This window comes from Streptomyces sp. PA03-5A, from assembly GCF_033792725.1.
In the GTDB taxonomy this organism is placed as follows: Bacteria; Actinomycetota; Actinomycetes; order Streptomycetales; family Streptomycetaceae; genus Actinacidiphila.
Genome location: NZ_JARAVL010000030.1, coordinates 85,006 through 110,102, shown reverse-complemented (window position 1 = coordinate 110,102; position 25,097 = coordinate 85,006). Strand labels below are relative to the sequence as shown.

The 25,097-nt window shown below is 71.1% G+C and carries 28 protein-coding genes; 13 read left to right on the top strand and 15 right to left on the bottom strand.

Annotated features, from left to right (window positions below; all coding sequences use genetic code 11):
• Positions 1-7: 7 nt before the first annotated feature.
• Complete coding sequence (locus PV410_RS31785; RefSeq protein ID WP_500329207.1) at positions 8-1,039, bottom strand: AraC family transcriptional regulator; 1,032 nt, start codon at positions 1,037-1,039, stop codon at positions 8-10.
• 413 nt (positions 1,040-1,452) lie between these two features.
• Here PV410_RS31785 and PV410_RS31780 point away from each other — a divergent pair, with 413 nt between their 5' ends.
• Complete coding sequence (locus PV410_RS31780; RefSeq protein ID WP_500329206.1) at positions 1,453-1,887, top strand: VOC family protein; 435 nt, start codon at positions 1,453-1,455, stop codon at positions 1,885-1,887.
• Positions 1,888-1,997: 110 nt separating this feature from the next.
• Here the strand turns inward: PV410_RS31780 and PV410_RS31775 are convergent, their stop codons facing one another.
• Both PV410_RS31775 and PV410_RS31770 read right to left on the bottom strand, forming a co-directional pair.
• On the bottom strand, positions 1,998-3,947 hold the full coding sequence (locus PV410_RS31775) for an N-acetylmuramoyl-L-alanine amidase (RefSeq protein ID WP_500329205.1): 1,950 nt from the start codon (positions 3,945-3,947) through the stop codon (positions 1,998-2,000).
• 953 nt (positions 3,948-4,900) lie between these two features.
• Complete coding sequence (locus PV410_RS31770) at positions 4,901-5,383, bottom strand: SDR family NAD(P)-dependent oxidoreductase (protein ID WP_500329204.1); 483 nt, start codon at positions 5,381-5,383, stop codon at positions 4,901-4,903.
• On the opposite strand from PV410_RS31770, the gene PV410_RS31765 reads away from it, so the two are divergent.
• Positions 5,384-5,803 carry a hypothetical protein gene (locus PV410_RS31765; protein WP_500329203.1) on the top strand — a complete coding sequence of 140 codons (420 nt, stop codon included), beginning with the start codon at positions 5,384-5,386 and terminating at the stop codon, positions 5,801-5,803.
• Between the two features lie 52 nt (positions 5,804-5,855).
• On the opposite strand, the gene PV410_RS31760 is transcribed toward PV410_RS31765, so the two are convergent.
• Both PV410_RS31760 and PV410_RS31755 read right to left on the bottom strand, forming a co-directional pair.
• The gene (locus PV410_RS31760; RefSeq protein WP_500329202.1) at positions 5,856-7,646 is read right to left on the bottom strand and encodes a sensor histidine kinase; all 1,791 of its coding nucleotides are present in this window, start codon (positions 7,644-7,646) and stop codon (positions 5,856-5,858) included.
• Positions 7,643-8,359: a response regulator transcription factor gene (locus tag PV410_RS31755; RefSeq protein WP_500329201.1), complete on the bottom strand. Its 717-nt coding sequence runs from the start codon at positions 8,357-8,359 to the stop codon at positions 7,643-7,645. Before PV410_RS31755 ends, PV410_RS31760 begins: the two co-directional genes overlap by 4 nt.
• Before the next feature lie 124 nt (positions 8,360-8,483).
• Between PV410_RS31755 and PV410_RS31750 the strand changes: the two genes are divergently transcribed.
• From PV410_RS31750 to PV410_RS31730, 5 genes are all read left to right on the top strand, one after another.
• On the top strand, positions 8,484-9,080 hold the full coding sequence (locus PV410_RS31750; protein ID WP_500329200.1) for a hypothetical protein: 597 nt from the start codon (positions 8,484-8,486) through the stop codon (positions 9,078-9,080).
• Positions 9,064-10,188, top strand: a complete 1,125-nt coding sequence (locus PV410_RS31745; RefSeq protein ID WP_500329199.1) for an efflux RND transporter periplasmic adaptor subunit — start codon at positions 9,064-9,066, stop codon at positions 10,186-10,188. The genes PV410_RS31750 and PV410_RS31745 overlap by 17 nt, the downstream gene beginning before the upstream one ends.
• On the top strand, positions 10,185-10,898 hold the full coding sequence (locus tag PV410_RS31740) for an ABC transporter ATP-binding protein (protein ID WP_500329198.1): 714 nt from the start codon (positions 10,185-10,187) through the stop codon (positions 10,896-10,898). Before PV410_RS31745 ends, PV410_RS31740 begins: the two co-directional genes overlap by 4 nt.
• Entirely contained in the window at positions 10,895-12,088 is a 1,194-nt protein-coding gene (locus PV410_RS31735) for an ABC transporter permease (protein ID WP_500329197.1), read from the top strand. Before PV410_RS31740 ends, PV410_RS31735 begins: the two co-directional genes overlap by 4 nt.
• Before the next feature lie 387 nt (positions 12,089-12,475).
• Positions 12,476-12,610, top strand: coding sequence for a hypothetical protein (locus tag PV410_RS31730; protein ID WP_500329196.1), 135 nt, complete (start codon positions 12,476-12,478; stop codon positions 12,608-12,610).
• 18 nt (positions 12,611-12,628) lie between these two features.
• On the opposite strand, the gene PV410_RS31725 is transcribed toward PV410_RS31730, so the two are convergent.
• The 6 genes from PV410_RS31725 to PV410_RS31700 all read right to left on the bottom strand — a co-directional run bounded on the left by PV410_RS31725 (position 12,629) and on the right by PV410_RS31700 (position 19,086).
• Entirely contained in the window at positions 12,629-13,276 is a 648-nt protein-coding gene (locus PV410_RS31725) for a response regulator (protein WP_500329195.1), read from the bottom strand.
• Complete coding sequence (locus PV410_RS31720; protein WP_500329194.1) at positions 13,273-14,418, bottom strand: sensor histidine kinase; 1,146 nt, start codon at positions 14,416-14,418, stop codon at positions 13,273-13,275. The genes PV410_RS31725 and PV410_RS31720 overlap by 4 nt, the downstream gene beginning before the upstream one ends.
• A 65-nt stretch (positions 14,419-14,483) precedes the next feature.
• Positions 14,484-14,753 (bottom strand): hypothetical protein, encoded by a 270-nt coding sequence (locus PV410_RS31715; RefSeq protein WP_500329193.1) that lies wholly within the window; start codon positions 14,751-14,753, stop codon positions 14,484-14,486.
• Positions 14,750-15,769: a D-alanine--D-alanine ligase family protein gene (locus PV410_RS31710; protein WP_500329192.1), complete on the bottom strand. Its 1,020-nt coding sequence runs from the start codon at positions 15,767-15,769 to the stop codon at positions 14,750-14,752. The genes PV410_RS31715 and PV410_RS31710 overlap by 4 nt, the downstream gene beginning before the upstream one ends.
• Positions 15,766-16,947: an alanine racemase gene (gene alr / locus PV410_RS31705; RefSeq protein ID WP_500329191.1), complete on the bottom strand. Its 1,182-nt coding sequence runs from the start codon at positions 16,945-16,947 to the stop codon at positions 15,766-15,768. Before alr ends, PV410_RS31710 begins: the two co-directional genes overlap by 4 nt.
• 1,143 nt (positions 16,948-18,090) lie before the next feature.
• Complete coding sequence (locus PV410_RS31700; protein WP_500329190.1) at positions 18,091-19,086, bottom strand: helix-turn-helix domain-containing protein; 996 nt, start codon at positions 19,084-19,086, stop codon at positions 18,091-18,093.
• Positions 19,087-19,248: 162 nt separating this feature from the next.
• Here PV410_RS31700 and PV410_RS31695 point away from each other — a divergent pair, with 162 nt between their 5' ends.
• The gene (locus PV410_RS31695; RefSeq protein ID WP_500329189.1) at positions 19,249-19,557 is read left to right on the top strand and encodes a hypothetical protein; all 309 of its coding nucleotides are present in this window, start codon (positions 19,249-19,251) and stop codon (positions 19,555-19,557) included.
• 171 nt (positions 19,558-19,728) lie between these two features.
• Complete coding sequence (locus tag PV410_RS31690; protein ID WP_500329188.1) at positions 19,729-19,902, top strand: hypothetical protein; 174 nt, start codon at positions 19,729-19,731, stop codon at positions 19,900-19,902.
• A gap of 178 nt (positions 19,903-20,080) precedes the next feature.
• Here the strand turns inward: PV410_RS31690 and PV410_RS31685 are convergent, their stop codons facing one another.
• A complete protein-coding gene (locus tag PV410_RS31685; protein ID WP_500329187.1) occupies positions 20,081-20,434 on the bottom strand; it encodes a VOC family protein in 354 nt (117 codons plus the stop codon).
• A gap of 123 nt (positions 20,435-20,557) precedes the next feature.
• The gene (locus PV410_RS31680) at positions 20,558-21,847 is read right to left on the bottom strand and encodes a tachylectin-related carbohydrate-binding protein (RefSeq protein ID WP_500329186.1); all 1,290 of its coding nucleotides are present in this window, start codon (positions 21,845-21,847) and stop codon (positions 20,558-20,560) included.
• A gap of 296 nt (positions 21,848-22,143) precedes the next feature.
• Here PV410_RS31680 and PV410_RS31675 point away from each other — a divergent pair, with 296 nt between their 5' ends.
• A complete protein-coding gene (locus tag PV410_RS31675; protein WP_500329185.1) occupies positions 22,144-22,710 on the top strand; it encodes a hypothetical protein in 567 nt (188 codons plus the stop codon).
• A 299-nt stretch (positions 22,711-23,009) separates the two neighbouring features.
• Complete coding sequence (locus PV410_RS31670) at positions 23,010-23,441, top strand: DUF5994 family protein (protein WP_500329184.1); 432 nt, start codon at positions 23,010-23,012, stop codon at positions 23,439-23,441.
• Between the two features lie 13 nt (positions 23,442-23,454).
• On the opposite strand, the gene PV410_RS31665 is transcribed toward PV410_RS31670, so the two are convergent.
• On the bottom strand, positions 23,455-23,706 hold the full coding sequence (locus PV410_RS31665; RefSeq protein WP_500329183.1) for an SCO5918 family protein: 252 nt from the start codon (positions 23,704-23,706) through the stop codon (positions 23,455-23,457).
• 286 nt (positions 23,707-23,992) lie between these two features.
• Between PV410_RS31665 and PV410_RS31660 the strand changes: the two genes are divergently transcribed.
• Positions 23,993-24,199 carry a cold-shock protein gene (locus PV410_RS31660; protein ID WP_499509778.1) on the top strand — a complete coding sequence of 69 codons (207 nt, stop codon included), beginning with the start codon at positions 23,993-23,995 and terminating at the stop codon, positions 24,197-24,199.
• 215 nt (positions 24,200-24,414) lie between these two features.
• Positions 24,415-24,816: a hypothetical protein gene (locus PV410_RS31655; protein ID WP_500329182.1), complete on the top strand. Its 402-nt coding sequence runs from the start codon at positions 24,415-24,417 to the stop codon at positions 24,814-24,816.
• A 56-nt stretch (positions 24,817-24,872) separates the two neighbouring features.
• Here the strand turns inward: PV410_RS31655 and PV410_RS31650 are convergent, their stop codons facing one another.
• Positions 24,873-25,073: a hypothetical protein gene (locus tag PV410_RS31650; RefSeq protein ID WP_500329181.1), complete on the bottom strand. Its 201-nt coding sequence runs from the start codon at positions 25,071-25,073 to the stop codon at positions 24,873-24,875.
• Positions 25,074-25,097 lie beyond the last annotated feature (24 nt).

The following is a 25,097-nucleotide window of genomic DNA, read 5'->3' as shown; positions in this document are numbered from 1 at the left end:
CCGGGGCCTACAGGATGCCGCGGCCCGGATCGTCGCCACCGCCGGCGGCTCGGCGGTCCCGCACGTACGCGGCGGGAGTGGCCCCGTAGCCCGACTTGAAGTTCCTGATGAAGTGACTGGTGTCCGAGAAGCGCCAGCGTGCCGCGATCTCGGCGATCCCGGCCGTGGTGTCCGGGTCCACGAGTTCGTCGTGGGCCTTCTGCAGACGCCGCCTGCGGACGCAGGCCATCACGGAGTCGTCCGCGGCCGAGAAGCTCCGGTGCAGTGTCCGAAGGGACACTCCCACGTGCCGGGCGACCATCGCCGGAGACAGGTCTCCGCTTTCGAGATGCCTTTCGATGACGTTCCTGGCGGCCGCCACGATGGCCCCGGGGTGGTCGTCGAGCGCCGAACCGGGACGTTCCGAGAAGATGCCCGAGAACAGGGTCGCGCAGGCGTCACGCGCCATGCGCCGTGCTGTGTCCGACGTCTCCAGTTCCCGGCTGCTGCTCCGCACCGCCTCGAGGTAGTTGAGGAGGAACCGCACCTCGGGCGCCGAGGTGTCGGCGACGTAAGCCTGGCCCAGCTGTTTCCCCGATCCGACGTGCGGGAGCACCAGGTGACGCGGGATGGAGATGACGTGCACATTCGTGGCCGACGAACAGGAGAACCGCCAGGAGGACTTCGTGTCGCGGATGCAGATCTGTCCTGGTTTGACGTAGTACGTCTTCTTGCCCGCCAGGAACTCGATCCAGCCCGAGGTCACCACGTCGGCGACGATCGGATCCTGGGGCAGGTTCTTCCCGGAAACCCCTGTCAGGGAATCGACGTAGACCTGGGCGGACAGCAATCCGTCGATGAGCTGGCCACGTGCGTCGAAGCGAAATCCGCGAGAAGCGGCGGAGTGCGGGACGGCGAGGCGTGTGAGGTGTGAGAACGGACCGTGCTCTCCGAAAGGGTTGTGTTCCCGGTGGCGGAAATGCCGCTCGGAGGATTCCGCCTGTTCGGCGGTGAGGCGCATTCCGGCGCGGTAGGCGATGGTGCTGTCGGGACTCGGCATGGCGGTCGCCAAGCCTGCCGATCGCTCGTATTCCACCTGCACCCTCTCACGATCGCTTCGCGATCCTCCACCGGAGGTGCCGAGCGATCGATGCCTTGCCAACCGATGCGTGCGTGTTCGAGTGTACTACTGGTTCGGAATTCAACAACTCGCCACGCGCCCCGCGGAATGGATCCGGTACGTCCGTGGCACGGATCTTCCATGGCGTGGCACGCATTTCCAGAGGGCCTTGTGTGCTGCCGCAGGCCGTCCATGCCGAATCCCACACGATTTGCACCCCCAAGCGGCGCCCGCCGACAATCGATCCATAGGGAACATCGGCTCTTTCGCGTCCCGTTCTCGGGCGGCGCCGGCTCGTGCCCGTCGCGGACGCCGCGACGGAGGGGCCCAGCACTCGCTACCGGAGGTATGCCATGGCCCAGGTCATCGCCGGCCCCAGGATCACCGGGGTCCGCCACCTCTCCTTCACCGTGTCCAACCTGGAGGACAGCCTGGACTGGTACCAGCGGCTGTTCAGCGCCGAACGCGTCGACTACAGGTTCAACCACCTCTACCGGGAATCGACGGGGTACGGGGTGCTGCTGGTCACCCCGGATTCCGGCCTGGTGATCGGGTTGCACAAGAACACGGGGAACCAGCACGAGGGCTTCCTCGAATCCCGGACCGGTCTTGACCACATCTCGTTCCAGGTCGGCTCCCGCACCGACCTCGAGTCCTGGATGACCTGGCTCGACGAGCTGGGCATCGCGCACACACCCATCAGGGACGAGACCGAGCCGTTCGCCTACTCCACCGTCGTGTTCCGCGACCCCGACAACCTCCAGCTCGAGTTCCTCGCCCTCGCCTGACGGACGCCCGTACGGCGACGGCCTGGACGGGCCGCGCGACGAGCTCGCGTGGTGGTGTCCGCGGCGCGGATGCCCCGGACACCACCACGGATGCGGTGCCGTGCCGTGCGTCAGCCGTGGCTGGGAGGGTTGACCGGGCGCTTGGCGGTGACGTCGCCCTCGTAGACCAGCGCGGTGCGGTGGTTGTACTGGATGGTGAACATCTTCTTGGCGCCGAAGACGACCTTGCCGTCGGCCTTGAAGTAGTCGTCGGTCAGGGCGGGCGGCGCGGTGGCGACGTACGCCTGGCCGGACGGGATGCTGTACATGCTCAGCGGGGCCTGGGTGGAGGCGCCGTACCCGGCCGGGTACTCCGCGGCGTCCGGGTAGCTGGAGCCGTAGACCTTCACCGGCGGGCTGTCGGAGGTCCTGCCGCTCTTGACGACGGTCACGCCGTGGGCGGGGACGGTGTTCCGGCCCTTCGGGTTGTGGAACCAGACCTTGCTGCCGCTGAACCAGATCGCGGTCCAGGCGCCCTGCTTGCCGGCGACCACGAACTGCTGGCCGGCCTGGGCGGTGCTGCCCCAGTCGTTGATCCGGTTCGTCCCGGCGGCGCCGGGGTGGATGGACTGCTCGCCGAAGAGCGGCGCGGTGTCGTCCGGCGCGGTGTGCAGGTAGACGAAGTTGGCGGGCTGCTCGACGTCCGTGCAGGCAGGCGTGGCGCCGGTCGGGTCGTCGGACGGGCAGATCTGGACGGTCTGCCGGTTGCCGGCGAAGCCGGGGGCGATGGTGACGACGCTGCCGACCTGGCCGACACCGTGCCTGCCGGTCAGCGGGGCGCCGACCAGGGCCATGAAGTGCTCCCAGTCCCAGGACGGTCCCGGGTCCCAGTGCATGCCCGACACGGTCGCCGACGTCGGGCCGACAACGTTGTCGTGACCGATGACGTGCTGCCGGTCGAGCGGGATGTCGAAGCGCTCGGCCAGGTAGGTCACCAGTTCCGCCGTGGCCTCGTACTGGGCCTCGGTGTACCAGGTCGCCCCGTGCGCGGCGTAGCCCTCGTGCTCGATGCCGATGGAGTGCATGTTGGTGGAGTAGTTGCCCGCGTGGAACGCCAGGTCCTTCGTGGGGACCATCTGCGTGACCGCACCGTCGGCGGACCGCATCACGTAGTGCGCGGAACTCCCGCCCGCCGTCTGGAACGTGGCGATCGCCGACTCGTACGAGGACTCGGTGTCGTGGATGACGATCGAGTCGATCCGGATCCCGTTGGCCGGGCGGTCGGACACCTGGCCGTTGGACGGGGCGGCCGGCACGAAGGTGCAGTCCACGGTGGTGGGGCACTCGGTGTCCGTCGTCGCCGCCGAGGTCAGGCGCAGGCGGTCCAGCTGGCCGGTGGCCGGGGTCACTCCCGGCCCGGCCGCCAGTGCCACCCGCTGACCGTCGGCCGTGGTGCGCTTTGCGCCCTTCTTCAGCGTGGCGTAGACCCGGTCGGCGAACGCCCGGGCGCCCTGCCGTTGCGTGGACTGGCTGTAGCGGGCCACCGCGCCGTACCAGTCGTCCGGATCCGTCGAAGCCTTCCCGCCGGTCGCCTCCTGGTACGACGCCAGCAGGGCGGCCCCGCCACGGATGTTGGCCGTCGCGTTCTCGCGCAGGTCCTTCACGGACAGGCCGGTGAGCTTCGCCGCGGCCTGGAGCGTGTGCAGCGCCGGGTCCGCGGCCAGTTCGGCCACGTCCGCCCGGCCGGCCATGCCGGCGTCACCGGCGGAGAGCATCGACGGCGTGACATCCGTGAGATGCATCGGCCCGTAGCCGCCATCCGTGCTGTGCTGCCCGGCATGCGCGTCCCACGCCGACTCCTGGTACGCCACCGCGAGCAGCACCTGCTCCGGTACGTCGAACTCCGCGGCCGCGGCCGTGAAGTCGGCCTGCCGCGTGGAGGTGGAGGGGGAGTTCTCGCCTGTCGCCTGTGCCACCACCGGCACCGCCACCGCACCGGCCACCGCCAGTGCCGCGGCCGCGAGCAGCACGGGCCGACGCCGTTCGGCATGCCGCCGGCGAGTCGTTCTCTCTGTCGTCATCAATTATTCCCGAGTGTGTCTGAGACGGTCATGTCGCCCTGTGGGCGAGCTGACTGACACGGCATGAGCCGTTCTGCGAGGCACTCCGGACTCCCTACGGAGGTGTGCCTGCCGTCTGTCGGCGCCGAACCGCGTCCGGCGTTCGCTCGCAATCGACCTGAGGACGGTTGGTGACGCTAGCAGAGCGCGGCGGACGGAATCAAAGAAGACAGTGCTGCCGGCGGAATTCCCGGAAGTTGTGAACATGGCGTGAATCCTTTTGAGGGGCAGACCGGTTGGGCCTTTCATGCCGTCAGTTCGCCGAGAGCACGCGGGCGTCATTTGTCCATCCCCGCCGGTAATTCCTGCCACGAGGCACTCAGATGACATTTCTTGGTCCCCGACGTCCGGCGGGCACGACATGGACGCCGGACGTCGGGGGGCTTGTGCGAAGGTGCCGCGGCGCACGGGGGAGCGGGCTCGCACCCGTGGCCGCCCTCGACCGCAGCTGCGGCACGTCGCGCGTGCGCCATCAGGGGCCCGCAACGCCGCAGTGGTGTTGCGGGCCCTCTGCCGTGCAGGTGGCACGACGATCTCCGGCCCCTGGGGAGGGCGGGATGAGCGGGCGTCGGCTGAGCCGACCCTGCCGTGGCCGGAGAGGCGTCAACCCCTGCAACTCCTGGCGGCCGACCGGCATGTGACCGGCCGCCAAGGGTCAATTCGGTCGCCGAAACCGTCAGCGTCGAGATTCGCGTGGATCGTGCCGAAACGGTACGACTGCGGCGGTGTTCTCTTTGACGATGCCGGACACGACGAACCTTCCCCACTGACTTTCCGCTTGCGCACACTCGGCGAAGCGCCGCCACGACAGTGCACGGGGCATTCCGCGTAACGGCTCCACCATCCGATCAGGTGAAGCGCGGTGCTGTATAGAACCTTGACGCCACGACCCGACCGGGCCGGAGTGGCACGGATTACTGCACGGCGGACGGCATGGAGCCGTCCACGTCGGTGAAGCCGTAGTGGAGTGCGAGGTCGCTCGTCGACACCGCGGATCCCGAGCGGTCCCGTACCGCGGGATCGCCTGCCAGCGCCACCACGCCCCGCCCGACGAAACGCGGCGACTCCGCCGCGCCCACGTCGAACCTGCCCTCGCCCGGGAGCTCGATCTCGCTGCGGCCGTGGCCGGTCGCGCGCGCGGCGGCGTCGACCAACTCGGTCCGGACCAGGCCGGGCCACACCGACACCACGGACACCTCCCGCGAGCGCAGTTCCACGGCCATGTCCGCCGTCATCCTGTCGAGCGCGGCCTTGCCCACGCCGTACGCGGTGGTGTGGGAGTACTGGCGTGCGCCTGCCGACGAGATGTTGACGATCAGCCCCCGGCCCGCCGTGAACAACAGCGGTGCCGCACGGACGCTCGCCACGTAGTGCGACCGTGTGCCGATGTCCAGCACTTGATCCCACGGGGCGAGCGGCAACTCCCAGAACGGCCTGCCGAGCCACGCCCCGAGGTCCGGCGACGAGAAGACGTTGTTCCCCCGGGCTGGAGCATCATCGACGCCGTCGAGCACTGGCTGTACGGCGAACTGGACCGCCCGCAGGAGCTGAGCGCACTCACCGAGCGCATGCTCGCGCTCAACCCGCAGCTCCTGGGCCCCCACAAGGCACGCATGGCCGAGATCGTCGAGACCGGGGGAGGTCGCCTGGTCGAGGACATGGACACGCCTCCCGACGAGAGGGACGCCCGCATGACGGCCGCCGCGGCGGCGGCGCTGTGCTCGTCCCTCGGCCCCACGCCGACACGTGACGACGTCGTCGCGGCCATGACCTTCCTGCGCGCGGGTGTCGAGGCGTTGGCGGCGAACGGCACGTGAAGGCGCCGTTCGGCTCCGCCCGGTCCGGAGGGGGAACGGCCCGTACGGACGCCTAACGCCGACGCCCACCCCCGGCCGGCAGACGCAGCGTGAACAGCGAGCCCTCGCCGTAGGTGCTCTCGGCGGTGACGGAACCCCCGTGCGCGTGCGCGAGGTTGCGCACGATGGCAAGACCGAGACCGCTGCCGCCCGTACCGCGGTTGCGGGACTTCTCGGCACGCCAGAAGCGGTCGAAGACCCGGGGCAGGTCCTCGGGCCGGATTCCGCCGCCGGTGTCGGCCACGGCGATGACGACCGTGTCGTCCTCCCGGTGCGCCCGGATCGTGACCGTGCCGCCCGACGGGGTGTGGCGGACCGCGTTGGAGACGAGGTTCGCCACAGCCTGACGGAGGCGGACCGGGTCGGCGTCGACGGTGCCGAGGCCGCCTCCGTCCTCGGCCCAGAGGACGACGCCGGCGTGGTCGGCGCGTCCGCGGTGGGCGGTGACGACCTGCTGGAGGAGTTCGGCCACGTCGCACGGCACCTTCTGGAGCCGCAACGCTCCGGCGTCGGCGGCGGCGAGGTCCCGGAGGTCGTCCACGACGTGCTGGAGCAGCAGCGCCTCCTCGAGGAGCGAGCCGACGAGGGCGCGGTCGGCCGGGACGACGCCGTCGTCGGCGGCTTCGAGCCAGCCGCGGATGTTGCTCAGCGGAGTGCGGAGCTCATGGGCGATGTCACCGACCATCTCGGTGCGCAGCCGTTCCAGGTCGGCGCGGTGCCGGGACATCTCGTTGAACACCTCGGCGAGCCGGCCGATCTCGTCCTTGCCGGTCACCTGGACGCGAGCGGCGAGGTCACCCGCCTTCATGCGGTGGGCGGCCGCCGTGAGGGCCCGCAGCGGCCTGACCAACCGGAGGCCCAGGCCGACGGTGACGGCGACGGTGAGCAGGAGCACGCTGCCGACGACCGCGGCCATGCGGAGGCGGTTGGGTGCGGACAGGTCGAACGGCGAGACGGCGGCGGCCTGGTCCGGGGAGCCGATGAACAAGAGGGCGGCCGGGGCGACGTACGAGGCGAGCTGCTCGCGGCGGGCGCTGTCCAGGCACGAGGGGACCAGCTGATCGTCCACGGGGGTACGGCTTCCCGTGCCCGTCCAGGTCAGGTCCGGCGCGAGCCGTACCGGACCGCTGCCGCGGCGGCTCAGACAGGTGCCGACCAGGGTGTCGAGCTGGGCGAGCGCACGGGCCTCGGTGCGGGTGGGGCGGTCCAGGGCGTCGTTGGCGCACCTGCTTCCGCTGTAGCCCGGCGCGTCCACGCGGGGTCGTCCGTTGGGGGCCGTGGCGATGGTGGCGCGAATGCCCGGGATCTGGTCGAGGCAGTTGACGCGGCGTTGCGCGAGGGCGGTCAGTTCCGTGCGCTCCGCCGGTGTCAGGCGGAACGGGCCGACGGCGCGGGAGTCGATGCGGTCGCGGCCAGGGGAGCCCGAGATGCCGGCGTCGACGGACAGCGCGTCCACGGTCGCCGACGCCCGGTCGGGCAACGGGGCCCTCGGGCCGGAGTCGGAGTCGGAGTCGGCGATCGGCCGGCGGTCCTGGGTGGTGAGGACGACACGGTGTCCCGTCTCCCGGGCGAGGCCGTCCACCAGCGCCTGCACACCCTGCCAGTCGCCGTGCGTGGCGGCCCTGGCGACGAGGGCCTCGTAGATCCGCGAGTCGTCCGAGATGGCCTGGCCCTGCTCCTGCCGGATCGCCCGGGCGGTCGTGCGGACCGCGAGCCAGGCGGTGGCCGCGATCGAGCACACGGAGATCAGCACCGACAGCGCGAGCAGCCGCACGACCAGGCTGCGGTGGAAGCGGGCGTTCACGCGCTGTCGGACAGGACGTAGCCGACACCGTAGACGGTCAGCAGGCGCACAGGCCGGGCGGGATCGGATTCGATCTTCCGGCGCAGGTTCATGACGTGCGTGTCGACCGTCCGCACGGTGAAGTAGCGCCCGGTGCCGTGCAGGTGCCCGAGGATCTGCTCCCGGGTGAAGACCCGGCCCGGCTGGGCGGCGAGCGTCTCCAGCAGCCGGAACTCCCCGGGCGTGCAGTCCACGGGGGCGCCGTCGCAGGTGACCTGGTGCCGGGACGGGTCGATGCTCAGGCCGGCGACGGTCAGCACCGGATCGCGTTCGGGTTCGGGTTCCGGTCCGGGGACGCGGGGCGCGGCGGGGCGGGCACGGCGCAGCAGGGTGCGCACCCGGGCGGTGAGCTCCCGCGGACTGTACGGCTTGGCCATGTAGTCGTCGGCGCCCAGGTCGAGGCCGAGCAGCAGGTCGTCCTCGGTGCAGCGGGCGGTCACCATCAGGACCGGCAGGTCGGACTCGCGGCGCAGGATGCGGCAGACGTCCAGCCCGTCGACCCTCGGCATCATCACGTCCAGCACGAGGAGCTGCGGGGGATTGCGGCGCAGTTCCTCCAGAGCGGCGCGCCCGTCGTGGACGACGGTCACGGAGTGCCCTTCGTGCTCGAGATAGAGCCGCAGCAGCTCCGCCTGTTTCTCGTCGTCCTCGGCAACCAATATGTGGGCGCTCATGACCGGGAGTATAAGTAGGCCAAGTGGCGCATTCGGGCGCCCCGGGCGGCGTCCGCGCCGGGGCCACAAGATCACGAACACTTCCTGACAGGATGCTGACATCCGTCGGCCACGATCCGGCGGCATGACCCACTCACGTCTCCCTCACCGCTGCCTCGGCGCGGCCGCCGCGCTCGCGTGCGCCACCCTCCTCGCGGGGTGCGGCGGGTCCGCCGGGCACACCGACGCCGAGTCCGGGAAGCGCGACGTCGCCTCCCTGGCGACGGGCTCGCCGTCCGCCACGGCGTCCGGTGCCGCGCCCTCACGAAGCGCCGAGGAAGGCCGTCCGCAACTGCGCCTGGACAGCTCCGACGCCGAGCGCGACCGCTACTGGAACGCGTACGCCACCTGCCTGAAGGACCACGGGCACAAGATGATCCTGTCCCGTGGCCCCTACTCCATCGACCAGCACGACAACAGCCCCACCGCCCGGGCCGCGCAGAAGACCTGTGCCGGGAAACTCCCCCTGCAGCCCCCCGAACTGGACCGCGACAGGAACCCGCACTACGACGACGACTACCGCGCCTACGTCACGTGCCTGAACTCCCACGGACTCAAGGTCGTCGCGCTGCCCGACAACTCCGGCTGGACCTACGACGGCCAGACCACGATGAGCGACACCGAGCAGACCAAGGTCGACAAGAGCTGCACGATGGAGGCCTTCGGTGGCAAGGACCGCTGACCACCGCCTCCCCAGACGGCGACGGCGCCGGCTCACCGTGGCCCTGGCCGTCCTCCTGACCGCCGGTGGCGCGGGAGGGGCCACCGCGGCCTGGAGCGCGCGGCACGGCAGCCCGCAGACCGCGCCGGAACACCCGATCCCGCTCCACACCGTCAAGGTCGTCAGGACCGACCTCTCCACCGACCGGACCCTGCCCGGCACCCTCGGCTACGGCCCGCTCCGGACGCTCAAGGGCAACGGCACCGGAGTGATCACCAAACTGCCCTCTCCGGGCGCGACAGCCGCGCGCGGCAAGCCCCTGTACTGGGTGGACGACCGGCCCGTCACCGTCTTCTTCGGCGACACCCCGTTCTTCCGCGCACTGGACGAGCCCGGTCTGCGCGGCCATGACGTCACGGTGCTGGCGGACAACCTTCGGGCCCTCGGCTACGACATCGGGTACACCGCCGACCGCCGCCCCTCCCGTCTCACGACCGGCGGCTCCGAGTTCACCCCCGCGCTCAGCGCCGCCCTCCGACGCTGGCAGCACGACACCGGGCAGACGGCTACCGGCACCCTGAAGCCCGGCCAAGCGCTGGTCCTTCCGGGCAGGGCGCGCGTCAACACCGTCACCGCCGCCCTCGGTGACCCGGTCGCCGGGGAACTGCTGACGTACACCACCACCGCGAAGTCGGTGGCGGTCAGCGTGGACGCGACCGAGGTCGGCGCACTCCGGACCGGGCAGAGCGTGACGATCACGCTGCCCGACAGCCGCGAGGTCCCCGGCAGGATCACCAGCGTCGCCCGTGCCGTCCAGGGCGGCTCCGGCGAGGAGCAGACGGCCCAGACCGGCCCGCCCACGGTCGCCGTCACCATCACGCCACAGCGGGCAACGGACGTGAAGGACCTGGACTCCGCCTCCGTCCAGGTCCGCTTCACCGCGACCGACCGCAAGGGCGTCCTGGCCGTCCCCGTCACCGCGCTCCTCGCGCTCAGCGAAGGCGGCTACGCCCTGCAGCGGCCCGACTCCTCCCTGGTCGCCGTGGAGACAGGCGTGTTCGCCGACGGCCTGGTCGAGGTGCGCGGCACGGGGGTCGGCGAGGGCATGACGGTGGTGACCTCCTCATGAACTCCGGGCGACCCGCCCTCGCCCTCGTCGTGCGCGAGGTGACCAAGACCTACCCGGGCGACGTCACGGCCCTGGACGGGGTCACCCTCACCGTCGAGGAGGGGGAACTCCTGGCCATCGTGGGCCCCTCCGGCTCCGGGAAGTCCACGCTGCTGCACATCATGGGCACCCTCGACCAGCCGACGAGCGGCACGGTCGAGATCGCCGGCCACGCCGCCGCCGGCCTGTCCGACCGGCGGCTGTCCGCGCTGCGCGCAGGGCTGCTGGGCTTCGTCTTCCAGCACTTCCACCTCACCGACGGCCTCGACGCGACCGAGAACGTCGCCACCGGCCTGCTCTACGCCGGCGTGCCGTCCCGGCTGCGTCGCCCCCGCGCCGAGGAGGCGCTTGCCCGGGTCGGCCTGGCGCACCGCACCCGCCACCTGCCCCAGCAACTGTCAGGCGGCGAACGCCAACGGGTCGCCATCGCCCGCGCACTGGTCAACGAACCCGCCCTCGTCCTCGCGGACGAACCGACCGGAGCCCTGGACAGCGCCAACGGCCAGGCCGTCCTCGACCTGCTCACGCGACTGAACCAGGAAGGCACCACCATCGCCGTCATCACCCACGACCGGGACATCGCCGCTCGCATGCCGCGCCGCATCGAGATGCGCGACGGCCGCGTCGCCTCGGACACCGCCACCCGCACGACCGCCGGGAGCCCGGCATGAACCGACCGATCCGGCTGTCCCCCCTCGACGTCCTGCGGCTGGGACTGCTGGGCCTGCGCACCCGCAGGACCCGCGCCGCGCTGTCCGCCCTGGGCATCGCGATCGGCATCGCCACGCTCGTCGTCGTCACCGGCATCCCCGCGTCCAGCCAGCGGGCGCTCATGGAGGAACTGTCCGCGCTCGGCACCAACATGCTGCGCGCCCAGCCCCAGCCCGACGCCGAGCAGAAGGCCCGGCTGCCGGAGGCGGCGGACGCGATGGCGGCCCGTATCGGCCCGGTGACCAGCGCCACCGCCGTCGCCAACACCCACGCGACCGTGCGGCGTTCCGACCTGTCCGACCCCAACGACTCCATCGGGATCACCGTTCTCGCCGCCAGGACCAACCTGCTGTCCACCGTCGGCGGCACCGTACGCGCGGGCCACTTCCTCGGCCGGGCCACCGAGCGCTTCCCGACAGCCGTCCTCGGCACGCGCGCCGCGTCGCGGCTCGGGATCGACCGGGTCCTCCCGGGACGGGAGCCACTGGTGACGATCGGCGAGCACCGGTTCACGGTGATCGGCATCCTCGAGCCGATGCCGCTCACCCCCGACCTGGAGAGTTCCGTCCTGGTCGGCTGGGACGCCGCGCGCGACGTCCTGGCCTTCGACGGGCATCCCACGGTGGTCTACGTGAAGGCACGCGAGTCACGGATCGAGGCGGTACGCGCGGTCCTGCCCGACTCCGTCAACCCCGAGCTGCCCGGACTGGTCCAGGTCAGCCGGCCCTCGGACGCCCTGGCCGCCAAACGCGCCACCGAGCACGCCTTCTCCGCCCTCTTCCTGGGTCTCGCGGGTGTCGCCCTCCTGGTCGGCGGCATCGGCGTGGCCAACACCATGTTCGTCTCCGTCCTGGAACGACGCCGCGAGATCGGTCTGCGCCGCGCCCTCGGGGCGAACCGCCGCCAGATCCGGGGGCAGTTCCTGACGGAGTCCGTCATGCTGTCCGTGCTCGGCGGGCTCAGCGGCACCCTGCTCGGAGCGGCCGGCACGGCCGCATACGCGATCTCCCAGTCCTGGCCGCCCGTCCTGCCGCCCCTCGCCCTCGCCACCGGCATGGCCGGCGCGATCGCCGTGGGCGCCGCCGCCGGCGTCTACCCCGCCCTGCGCGCCTCGCGCCTGCCCCCGACACAGGCCTTGTCGGCGGTCTGACGCCGGTGTGGGCCGGGGTGCGGTGCGGGCCGGCACCGTTGTGCTGATGCGGTTGCCGGATGTGCCGGACTCCGGCCCGTGCGCCTCGGTCAAGCACTGGTGGACGCTGCCGTCGACCTCATGAACCGGCGCTGGCCGCCGGGCGAACCGGGTGGCGCGGCCGCCGTGCGGCTGGCCGATGGCGGGATCCTGACCAGCGTCGGACTGGACGACCTGCACGGTTCAGTGGCCCTCCTGCCAGGAGACCGGTGCCTTCCTACAGGCCTTCACGCAGGACCGGGTGGTCGTCGCGTCCGTCTGCGTCTGCAGGGACCCGGAGCAGGACCGGGTCCTGATCCTTCCTCCGTGCGGCATCTGCCAGGAGCGACTCGCCCTCTGGGGACCGGCGTGGAGGTTGCGGTACCCAAGGAGGACGATCCGACCGCCCGGGAGGCGCGGACCCTGTCGGAGGGCAACCCCTACTACTGGGGGCGGCAATTCGCCGGCGGGGAATGGCCGTCCTCGGCGCAGCACAGCGGGTGACGAGCCGCCGGTCCGGCCCTACCCGCCGGCGAGGCCCGTGCGCCAGGCCCACAGGGCGATCTCGACGCGGTTGCGGGCGGAGAGCTTCGTCTGGACGTTGCCCAGGTGGGTCTTGACCGTTCCCAGCGACACGAAGAGTTCGGCCGCGATCTCCGCGTTGGTCTTGCCCTCGGCCACCAGCCGGACGACGTCCGTCTCGCGGGAGGACAGGTCGGAGGCTTCCGGCGCGGCGGGTCGGGGTGGCTTGATGCCGCGCAGCAGCCGGATCGTGATCGCGGGGCTGACCAGGGCTTCCCCGGAGTACGCCGCGCGCACCGCCTCGGTCAGGAGCGCCGGGCCGGAGTCCTTGAGGAGGAATCCGGAGGCTCCGTTGTCCAGTGCCTGGTAGACGTACTCGTCGTCGTCGAAGGTGGTGACGACCACGATCCTGGGGGCGTCGCCGGCTCCGGGGCGGTTGAGTTCCCGGAGCGCCTGGAGGCCGTCCATGCGCGGCATGCGGATGTCCATCAGGACGACGTCGGGGTTGAGCGTGCGGGACATCTCCAGGGCCTGGACGCCGTCCTTCGCCTCTCCCACGACCTCGATGTCGTCCTCCGCGCCGAGGATGAGGGAGAACCCGGTGCGGACCATGGCCTGGTCGTCCGCCAGCAGGACACGGATGGTCATCGTGCGCCCCCGGCGGGGATCCGGGCCTGCACGCTCCAGCCCTCCGGGAGCCGGGGGCCGGCGTTCAGGGAACCGCCGAGTGCCGCGGCGCGCTCGTGCAGGCCGGCCAGGCCGTAGCCGCCGTCGGGGTGGTGGCCGCCACGGCTGCGGCCGTCGTTGGTGACCTCGACGGTCACCGCGTCGGGCCGGTCCTGGCGGCGCACGTGGATGTCGAGGGTGCGGACCGCGTCCGCGTGCTTGCGCACGTTGGTGAGGGCCTCCATGACCACCCGGTGGACCGCCGACTGGACGTCGATGGCGATGTCGTCGAAGTCGCCCTCGATGCGCAGCCTCACGTCAGGACCGGTCTCGGAGGTGAAGTGTCCCGCGAGGGAGGCGATGTCGGCGATCGTGCCCGGTGGTGACAGGCGGGCCTGGGCGTCGGGCTCGCGCAGCAGGGTGACCATGCGGCGGATGGCGGTCATGGCCTCGTCGCCGGCCGCCTCGATGCGTTCCAGGGCGGGAAGCACGGCCTGCGGCTTGCTCGCCGCCACGGTCTGGGCGGCCTGGGCGAGCACGACCATGCCGGTCACGTGATGGGCGACGTAGTCGTGGAGGTCCGACGCGATGCCCGTCCGCTGGGCCAGCTGGGCGGCGGTCACCTGGCGCTGGCGGTTGGTCTGGAGCATCCGTACGGACAGGCCCGTGGCGGCGGCGATCACGCCGCCGAGCGCCAGGGCCAGGGCCAGGGCCAGGGCGATGCGCTGGTGGGACTTCAGGGGTTCGAGCACCAGCCCCGCCAGCAGGAGCATGACCGCGAAGGAGGCGCGCATGGGCTCGGCCCGCCATGCGGTCACCCCGATGACCAGGACGGTCACGGCGGCGGCGGTGAACCCGAACGGCACGGTGCTGTAGTCGGCCGGCGGAGTGGCGAGCGTCGCCAGCAGCACGAGGGCTCCCAGCCACAGCGCGCCGTTGCCCAGGGGGACGGCGGTCAGCCGTGGCGTCACCAGGGCGACCACGATCGCCAGGAGGACGGTGAACGGATGGGCCTGGTTCAGGCTCACGTCCAGGATGCCGAGGACCAGCAGGGCCCCGGTGGCCGCCAGCCACCCGATGCCCCGCACCGCCCGTTCGAAGACGCCGTCCGCTGTGGTGCCCACGTTCTCGTCGTCTCCACTTCCGCTCGCCTGCCGAGCGGAAACCGCTCCGGGTGTCGCCTCCAGTGTCACCGATACGCCCCGGAAGCCCCGGATCCATCCGCGCGCACCATCGGTGTGGCCGCGTCCGGCGCCGGGGGCGGAGGCGCTGTGCGCTCCGGCTTCGTGTGGATGTCGTCCGTTCCCGTGCCCAGGACGACGACGTCGAAGACGGTCTGGGCGTAGACCCTGGCGGTGCGCAGCAGGTGGTGCATGCGGTGGTGCCCTCCGTTGCTCTCGTGGTGGATCGCGGCGGCGCCGGGACCCTGGTCGGTGGTGAGGCGGTGCTGCCCGGTCACGGCCGCACCTGCGCCGGGGAGGACGGGTCCGGTGCGGCGAGCGCCCCCCGGACCAGTTCGTCGAGGAGTGCGGGGTAGCCCAGGCCCTGGTGCGTGAACATCTTGGGGACCTGGGACTGGGCGGTCATGCCGGGCATCGTGTTGACCTCGTTCAGCACGGGACCGTCGGGGGTGAGGAAGAAGTCGCAGCGGGCCACTCCGCGGCACCCCAGCGCGGTGAACAGGTCGAGGGACGCCTCGGTGAGCCGGTCCAGCTCGGCAGCGGACAGGGCGGCGGGTATGCGGAACCGGGCTCCGCCGTCGTACTTCTGCTCCGTGTCGAAGAGGCGGCCGTCGTCCAGCAGGATCTCCAGCGGCGGCCCGACCGTCAGGCGCCCGTCCGCGCGCTGCAGCACGGCGAGGTCGACCTCGCGTCCGCTCACGAGGTCCTCGACCAGGACCCGGTCGTCGATCCGGAGCGCCGCGGCGACGGCCGGGGCGAGCTCTGCCGCCTCGGTGACGAGGGCCACTCCGTGACTGGACCCCGCGGCGACGGGCTTGACGACGACCGGGCCGTGGAAGCGCACCTGGTCGGCGTTGGCGGCGGTGACCAGGAAGCCCGGGGCGACGGCGATGCCGACGGCTTCGGCCACCAGCTTGGTCGCCCACTTGTCCATGGCCAGGGCGCCGCCGCGCACACCGGCGCCGACGTACGGCAGATCCGCGAGGTCGAGCAGGGCGGCGAGCGTGCCGTCCTCGCCCTGCGGGCCGTGCATCGCGGGGAACACCACGTCGCAGCCGGCGAGCAGGGTCAGGGCCGCGGACAGGCTCGCCGCGGGCGTGCCCGCCAGCGGGTGCCCGGCGGCGTCCCGCCACACCCCGTCCCGCCCGATGGTGAGCGACAGCACGTCGTAGGCGGTGGGATCGAGTGCCGCGCCGACGGATGCGGCGGAGGCCAGGGACACCTCGTGCTCGTCGCTCCGCCCGCCGCCGATCACGGCGACCCGGACGCGCCGGGCCTCGGACATGGGGATCATGCGGCCACCGCCGGCTGCTGCACCGTGCGGCGCAGTCGCGCGCCCAGGCCGGTCACGATCTCGTGCTCGATGGTGCCGGACCAGCGGGCCCACTCCCGGAGGGTGGGTTCGCCATGGTCACCGGCGCCGAAGACGGTGGCGACGTCGCCGGGGGCGACCGGGCGCTCGCCGGTGTCGACGATGATCTGGTCCATGGAGATCCGGCCCACGACGGGGCGGCGGCGCCCGGCGAGGAGCACTTCGGCCCGGCCGGACGCGGCGCGGGGAAGCCCGTCGGCGTATCCGACGGCCACCAGTGCCAGGTGGGTGCCGCGGCGGGCGCTCCATGTGTGCCCGTAGCCGGCCCGGGTCCCGGCGGTGACCGTGCGGACGGAGACCACGGGGGCGGTCAGCGTGAGCGCGGGCCGCAGCGGGGTCGTCCGCGTCGGATCGATGCCGAAGAGCCCGGCGCCGACACGGCTCAGGTCGAACCGGGTCCGCGGGTCGGTGAGGGTCGCCGAGGTGGCGGCCACGTGCCTGAGGGCCGGCCGCAGGCCGGCCTCGGCCGCGGTGACCGTCGCCGCCCGGAACAGCTCGAGGGCCTGGTCGGTGCACGGGTCGCCCGGGGTGTCCGCGCAGCCCAGGTGACTCATGAGGCCGACCACCCGGACCAGGCCCGCACGCTCCGCGTTCCGGGCCCGACGGCACAGGTCGGCCCATTCCCCGGGGTCGGCACCCTCGCGGGCCATCCCGGTGTCCAACTGGAGGTGGACCTCGGCGGTCCGGCCCGTCCGGGACGCGGCACGGGCCACGGCGGCCAGGTGCTCGTGCCCGGGAACGGCCAGTGAGACACCCGCCCGCAGTGCCTCCTCGAAAGCGGCGTCGACCGGATTGAGCCAGCTCAGGATCGGCACCCGCAATCCCGCGCGCCTGAGGTGCAGCGCCTCCTCGACGGACGTCACGCCGAGCGAGGTCGCCCCCGCGCCCAGGGCGGCGGAAGCGGCCTCCGCCGCGCCGTGTCCAAAGCCGCCGGCCTTGACCACGGCCATCACGCGGGCGGCGCGCGCCGCGAAGACCCGGGTGTTCGCGGCGACCGCCGTCAGGTCCACCCGCAGCTCCGGCCCGGCCCGGTGACCGGGCAGCGTACGGAGTGGGTCGGCGGTACGGACGGCGGAACCGATCGGTGGAACGCGGTGCATGGGGTGCCCTTCGGAGGTGTCACAGTCAGGCCGGTGCCCTGCGACCGGGAAGGCTCAGGGCATCACCGCAGGTGGGTGAGGTGTGAGCTCCCGCCGGTCCGGGCGCTCGGCCCGGCCCTGCAGCCCGGGCGGGGCCGCCCGCGGATGCGGTGCACGAGCCGGAGCTCATGCCAGGAAGGTTATGAAGCGACGGTGGCCGTCCGCTTCGGGCGGAAGTCGGACCCCTTGGGGCGCCGCTACGACTTTCGGCTGAACGCGGCTGCCACCGAAAGACGAGAACGAAGACCGTTCCGTCACCCCGCCGCCGAGGCGCGTCCCCGTGTGGTCCGGGGGGTCCCGGCCTTCGGCGCGGATGGTGCCCTGGATGTTCCGGACCCCGGCCACCTGAGCCGGGGCGGGTCTTCAGAAAGGTGATCAGCGGCTGTGCGACACATCCCCGCCAGGTCCCCTCCGGCACCAGGCCTCCCGCGGCTGCCCGCTGTCCCCGCGCCCTTGACGGCACCGACGCGGCGCACCCGTCCGACGTCGTCGCCGGGTTCGATCGCGACGCCGTGCCGTTTCTCGACCGGCTGTACGCCGCGTCGATCCACCTGACCGATGACCGCGCCGCAGCGGGGGACTGGTCGAGCGGACGTACGTGCGGGCACCGACACCGACACTGACACCGACACCGCCGCCGGCGTCGGCGCCACCCGGGGTCAGGCCCGCCGGGGGTGGAACGTAACCCAGGCCTTGTGCGCACCCTGAGGCGAGCGACGTCGTCCGCGCTGATCGAGCCGATGCGTCGTAAGGGCTTCGTCTCCCGAGGTTTCGGTAGCGCGTGGGAGGCTAGGCGACCCTACGGAGCCGCCCGCCCGGTTGCGTGTGGTGATGGTGCACAAGGCCGGGCGGGCTCCCGGCGCGGTTCCGCCGGCCGCGATCGCCCCCTCGGCAGCGGCTCCGGCCTGTGATTCACGATGCCCCCTGGCCGGGGCCGCCCGGACATGGAGAAGGGCCCCGTGTCGCCATCGGGGCCCTCGGGCCGTGCCCGCGGTGGTGGCCGCGGACAACTCGACAAGCGTAGCCACACCCCGCGCCGTCCGACGTGGTCTTGCGGCCGACGCGCCGCAAAGGCCCACCAGGCCGGTGCCTGCGGCCCGGACCTCAGAACCGGGCCGGCAGCCAGCCCCGCTGTACGGCGCGCACGCCGGCCTCGAAACGGCTGCGTGCGTCGAGGCGGTCCATCAGCTCGGAGGCGATCCGCCGGGCCGTGCGGTGCGACACCCCGAGCCGCTTGGCGATCGCCTCGTCGGTGTGGCCCTCGGCCAGGAGCCGGAGGGTGGTCGCCTGCTGGCCGGTGAGCCCGTGCGGGTCGGTCGGCACGATCTCGCCGAGCGGCTGGGCGGCATCCCAGGTGGTCTCGAAGAGCGCGCACAGCGCGGTGAGCGTGCCCTGGCCGGTCAGCAGGACGGCGCCCGCGGCGGTGTCGTCGCTGCTGACCGGGATCATGGCGGTCAGCCGGTCCATGATGATCATCCGGGTCGGCAGGGACGGGGTCGTGCGGATCAGGCCGCCCAGCCCGGCCAGCCACGTGGCGTGCTCGACGGTGGGCCGGTGGGTGCGGACGCTGTCGAGGTAGATGGTGCGCATGCGCACCCCGCGGTCGAGCAGGTCCTCGTTGAGCGGCCGTGAAGCGGCCATGTTCTCCGCGGTCTGCGGACCGCCAGGGGCGAAGGTCAGGAATTCCTCGCGTACCTCGCGGGTGAGCACGGTCAGCCGGTCGCGTATCCGGTCGAGGCCCACCAGATGCTCCACCCCGGGATGGCTGGTGGCGGGACGGAGCTCGGCGTACTCGGAGATGAGCTGGGCCGCGGCGGCCCGCGAGGCTTCGAGGCGCTGCTGCTGGGCGGCCAGTTGGGCCTGCTGGCGGCCCATCAGGACCTCCATGCCGACGTCCGGTGAGACGGCCCGGAGGCGGCCCGCGTCCCCGGCGGCCGGGCGTACCAAGGCCAGCTCGCTCAGTGCGTCGAGGGCTTCGCCCACCTCTTCCGCGGAGAGCCCCACGGCGTGGGCGAGGGCCGCGACACCGGCGTTCGGGTCTCTGAGCATGGCGCGGTACACCGTCTCCGCGACGGAATCGAGTCCGAGAGCGGTCAGCATCTGGTTCCCCCTGGTTTTCCTGCGTACGGCATCCCCTGTTCGACGGCGATCTTCGCAGAGCGGCGGGGGATCGTCACGGAGGCAGGACGGAACCGGCCAGGGCCCCAACGGTCCAATGTGCAAAAGGACTTGACCACGATTTCGGTTGAGACTCTGGAGCGCATGTACCTGGTCCATGCACATCTGGCACTCCCCTCCGACGAGGAGCTGCCGCAGAACGTCAAGGCGTTGGTGCGATCGGCGATCGTCCCCCGTGACCGCGTCGAGCACGTCGCCGTGCACCCGACCTCTCCCTCCGAACTCACACTCGGCTTGTATCTGCTGGCCGGCGGGCTCGATGAGGCGGAGGAGCGGGCCCTTCGGGTCTGCCGCCGACTGCTGTGCGACGTACCGCAGTTGGCCACGGCGCTGCTGACCGGCGCCGGGGTGCCGCTGATGCCGCTGGCCTTCCTGCCCGAGACGGTGGACTGAACCGGCCCGTGTGGACGCATCAGTCCAAGGCCCTTTCCGTCCATCCCTGAAGCCTTTCCACAGGCTTGAGCTGCGACGAACCTATTGGTCACCGGCCGGGCCGAGCGTCACCGCGGGACGCGAGGACGGGCCGGACATCGCATCTCTCCTCCGGAAGGAACGGAAACAGGCATGCTTCGCAACCGAATCGCCAAGGTCGCCGCGGTCTGCTCTCTCGTCGTCGCTGCGGCTCTCGCCGCCCCGGTGGTCACGCGTCCGTCCACGGCCGACGCGGTTCCGTCCTCTTCCGTCCTCGTCGCCGACGCCGGCTGGCAGGTCACCCCGGCGGACGCAGGCTGGCAGTAGGCCGCCCCGCGACCACCCGACACCGCCTGACCTTCCTGCGGGCGAACACCTCGTACTGACGCCGCCGGACATGCAAAGGGCGGCGCCCCTTCGAAGCGAAGGGGCGCCGCCCTTTATCGCTGGTGGGCGTCGGCCGCCGCGGTCCGCCCGAGTGGATCGGTCTCAGGCGCGGGGGTTCTCACTGACGTCGGTTGCCGAGGATGCAGAACTCGTTGCCTTCTGGGTCCGCCATGACGACCCACGACTGGTCACCCTGGCCGATGTCGACGCGCTTGGCGCCATGGGCCTCGAGACGGGCCACCTCGGCGTCCTGGTCATCGGGCCTGAAGTCGAGATGCAGGCGGCTCTTGCCCTGCTTGAGCTCGTTGATCCGGACGAAGTCCAACCCTGGCATGCGATCCGGCTCCGGCCGGATCTCGAACTCGTCGTCGGAGGAGTGGACCACGACCCAGCCGAGAGCCTCGGCCCACCACTGCCCCAAGGCCACCGGATTCACCGAGTGAACGATTACCTGTTCCCATTCCAAGGTCATCTTCCGAGTGTAGGCCTGCCGCCCCTTCGCACGCAGGCGCTTGAAGCGCTCGGAGCTCCGGGTCGAGGACGCCTCGAAGGCCCCGCGGGGACCGGCGGGGCCTTCGAGGCGTCGGGTGGGGCGTCAGGCGATCTTCTTGTAGCGCAGGGCGACGTACGACGAGGCCGGGTGGCCGCCGATGTCGCCGCTGTAGACGTTCGCGGTCGAGTAGTTCATGTCCGTGGCCGTGCTGCCCTCGGCGTAGTAGTAGAAGGTGCCCGCGTCCTGGTTCTTCCAGCCCGCGAAGAGGACGGCGTGGTCGGAGTAGTCGTTCAGCGCGTCACCGGGCCTGAGGTCGGCCTTGTTGATCTGCGTGCTCACGCTGGGGAGGGTCTCGGTCGTGAGCGAGGTGGTGAGGTGCCAGGTCATGGAGACGAAGCCGGAGCAGTCGGTGCGGTAGGAGTGGTCGCCGTCGACGTCGGTGGCGTAGGCGCTCTGGCTGTACTGGATGTTGCGGTTGTACCAGTCCTTGGCCCGGGCGATGACCTCGTTGCGGTAGATGGTGCCGCCCTGCACGGACTTGGGCGGGGCCGGCGCCACGTAGGCGCAGTTGTTCGCGTAGGCCGACAGCAGGCTCTGGGTCCAGCCGGACGCGTCCACCGGGTCGTCGGAGTGGTACGCGATGTCGCTGCCGTCACCGTCGGTCGGGTCCGAGTCGTGGTACCAGTACATGCCGCCGTTGGTACGGCCGTAGTAGAGGCCGCCGCCCGGCGAGGAGAGCGAGTCCACCGCCGACCAGCCGCTCGGCTTCAGGACCGAGCTGTCCCAGTCGTTCACGCCGTTGATCTTGTAGCTGAGCAGTCGGCCGTCCGCGGTCGAGGCGATGATGCGGTCGTCGCCCGCGGCGGCGAGCGTCTTGAGGACGAAGCCGGTGTCGATCACGACGTGCTGGCCTATGTGGGCGGACCCTGCGGGCTTGGCCTGCGACACCAAGTACTGGTGGAGCTGGCCGTCGACCGTCCCGTAGAGGTGACCCGCGCCGTCGTAGACCAACTTGTCGAAGGTCCAGCCGCCGTCCCAGATCTTGACGACGCCCGCGAGCGTGAGGGACGTGTTGTTCGTCTGCACGTCGACCCGGTACAGGTCGCCGGCGGTCGAAGTGACCAGCACCGTGTTGAAGTTGAGGGACGCCATCGCCTTGGGGGTGAAGCCGAGGTTCGGGCCGATGAGCGTCTTGACGCGGTCGCCGGTGTTCGGCTCGATCTGCGTGTACGTCAGCCGGCCGTCGGACAGCGTGCCGTACATCGACACGTCACCCGTGCACGACGCGACGGCGTGCGCGGCTCCGGCGGTGGTCGCGACCAAGCCGAGGGACATCGCGCTGACGGCGACCACGGCGGCGGTGGTACGACGGACGGCATGGCCCAGCTTCATGATTTCTCCTGCGGTGGGTAGTTCGAGCGGGCGAAGGCACATCCCCGGCCCAAACAGCTGCCCTGCAGGTGCAGCTGTGAAGGATGTCTCGGGTGCGACGCCCGGTGGCAGGAACTACTCTCGCCGCAGGTCACGCGGCTTGGAAGAGAAGATGAATGGACGTAAACGTCCCTGGCCCATTGCGTCCTGACGGTGCGCCGGGCGCGCTGGTGGACTGCGCGATTCTTGTCGCGGACAGACCAATTTCATGTGAAGATCACCACGACCGTCTCCATAAGACACGGAGAAACATCGCAATGGGGGGAACCGTGCGTCCAAGAGGCGTGGAACTTCCGCATGCCGGTGCGGCCGACCTGAGCATCAGACACAAGCTCGGACTGCGCCGCACCGTTCCGGTGGCCGGGGCGGTGTCCCTGGTGGCCGTCGCCGGCATTGCGTTCGGTCTCTGGGCGGCGTTCTTCCGGACGCCCTACGCGCTCGCCGATTCGCCGGGAGTCGATGTGACGGTCCGGGCCGAGGAATCGGACTACCCGGATGTGGCGGAGACTTCCGACGAGGTGGAAACCCTCATCAAGGTGTACGTACAGCGGCTCAAGACGGGAGACGTCGAGGGGCTGGCGAAGCTGTCCGGTCCGGCGTACGAGCACCCCCAGGAGGACGCCGCGACGTTCGTGCGTGAGTACTCCGACGGAGCCGAGGGCCATGTCGAGGCCGTGGTCGTCGAAGGAACGGTCCCGTACTTCAACGACATCGTCCTGACCTATGACAAGACGGGGCAGCGGCAGGAACTGCTCCTGGTGAAGGACAGCGGAAGCTGGTGGGTGGGGCTCGGTGACGGGGATCCTGCCGCCGGCAATGAATAGCTGAACAGCTGCACCTCAAGGCGGTGCGGGCCGCGGTCCCCGGGCCGCTTGAGGAGCCGCCGGGGCGGCCCACCGGCCTCCAGCCAGGTGGAGCCTCCGTTCTCGCTGGTCAGAGCCATAACGGCCTTGATCGTCGGTAATCAGGAGTACGGTGGGGGCACCGAAGGCATTTCGTGCGTTGGCATCAGCGTTGGCGTCGTCGTCGGAACAGGACGCCCGGCGCGCCAGCCGGGCCGGAAGGCGGCGTCATGGCCGCGACGACGATCGGCTCGCCGCCGCTTCACGGACGGGTGGCTGGGATGCCCATCGGCAGCATGCAGGCCGCCCGCCCCGGGGCCGAGGAAGGGCCCGTCCGGGTCAGGCTGGTCCGGCGCGACCTGGGGCCGCACTGGCTGGACGGCGTGTGGTGGCCGCGGACCCACGATCTCGGCAAGGGCCTGCCCGGTCTGCTGGCGGCCCTGGACGAACGCTGGCCGGGCATCAGCCGCATCACGGTGAGCGGTCCGATGTGGCGCATGGGGCCGCAGGAGTTGCGGTTCGGCGGCCGGAGCATGCACATCAACCGGGTCGCCGCGACCCCGCGGCCGAACACCATCTGTCTGGTGTCCTACGGGGTCGGCCGCTGCGACCTCCTGGTCGTGCCTCCGGGCGCGACGCCTGATGAGGCGCGCCGTCTCATGGACTCCGTCGTCGCTTCCGACGGCCCCCGCGCCGGGTGCCCGCCGAGGTGAGGGCCGCCGACGATCAGACGTCGGTGGCGGCGGTGACGGTGTGGCAGGTGAATCCGAGGCGCGTCATGGCACGTGTGACCTCCGCCGCGGTGAAGTCGCGTCGGTCCTGGCGGGTGATTACGGCGCCCACCTGCTTGACCGGGTAGTACTGCTGCCCGATACGTACGGACTCGCCGGCCAGGGGTTCGGGGGAGACGCCGCTCATGGCCTGCTGCACCTCGCTGGGGGTGAGGTCGAAGGGGTAACCGGCGATGATGCAGCGCACTGGGTCTCCACACGATGGTCGGATGTGCCTCGGGGGGTCAGCGTCGCACAGTAAGGCTGCCGGAGCGACAGGAGAAGGACACGAATAATTCGGTCTGCGTGATCCACCGCCGGCGGAGCATGTGTGTTAGCTTTGATGTGTTGCAGTTTTGGTACCCATGAACGTTATGTGCACCTGACCCACAGGTGCATTTTTGTTTTTCCGGTCCTTCCGGAGGGTCATTGCGGCGACAGGAGTCCGCGCAGTGTGGACTTCAGGCAACTGCTCCAGAAGGAGATGCTTCATCATGGCAACTGGCACCGTTAAGTGGTTCAACGCGGAAAAGGGCTTCGGCTTCATCGAGCAGGACGGCGGCGGCGCTGACGTCTTCGCCCACTACTCGAACATCGCCACCCAGGGCTTCCGCGAGCTCCAGGAGGGCCAGAAGGTGAGCTTCGACGTCACGCAGGGCCAGAAGGGCCCGCAGGCCGAGAACATCGTTCCGATCGGCTGACGTCGGAAAGCATCAGGGTCGGGGCCGGCACTCTTCGGGGGGCCGGCCCCTTCCGTATTCCCCGGCAGTCCCACTGGCGGTGGCTCTCAGGTTTCGCCGGTCGCTACGGCGACGTCGCCCTGTGGCCCCGCGCATGCCCGTTTGAGTGTCGAATATTGGGCATGGTTGCAGATAGGGCAAATCATTCCTCTGGGGGTTGATGAAGGAAGGCTGTCATGGTGAAGAAGCACAGTAAGGGCCGGCAGGGCGAGGGTCCGAGCCGGTTCAAGGGCGATGACCAGCACGGATGGTCGCAGGATGTGGACGCGACCCGTCAGGAGGAGAACCCGAGCGCGCATCGCTCCTTCCACCCGGACACCTATGCGCCGGGCGGGAAGAACCGCGAGCCGAGCCGGCAGGACATTGAGGACTCGCTGGAAGGTACGCCCGTGGAAGGCATCTCCCGCAGCGGCGAGGAGCGGTCAGGGAAGTCCGGCAAGAGGGGCATCCAGGACACGGGGCGACGGGGCCCCTCGGGCCGTCCCGGCGGGACGGAGGACGCCTCGGAAACCACCGGGGTGGACCCGCAGGAGCCGTCTGGCGGGCCTCCGCGCGGGAAGCGGGAGACGAATCCCTAGTCTCTCGACGCCGTTTCGCAGCAACGACGGTGGACGCGGGCCCATTCGGGGCCGGATCACGCACGTCTCCGTGCGATCCGGGTGATGGTGACGGTCACGGTGAGGGCCTCCCCGCTCCCGTGGGCCGTGACGAGCGGCATGAGTGACGCCCGGGTCCGGTCGTGGACCGTGCGGGCGACGTCCACGGCCCGGTGACCCTCGGCGAGGACGCAGCGTATCTCCACCTGCCAGCCCGAGCCGTCCGGGTCGCGCGCCACGCGGATGCCTGACAGCGGCGAGGC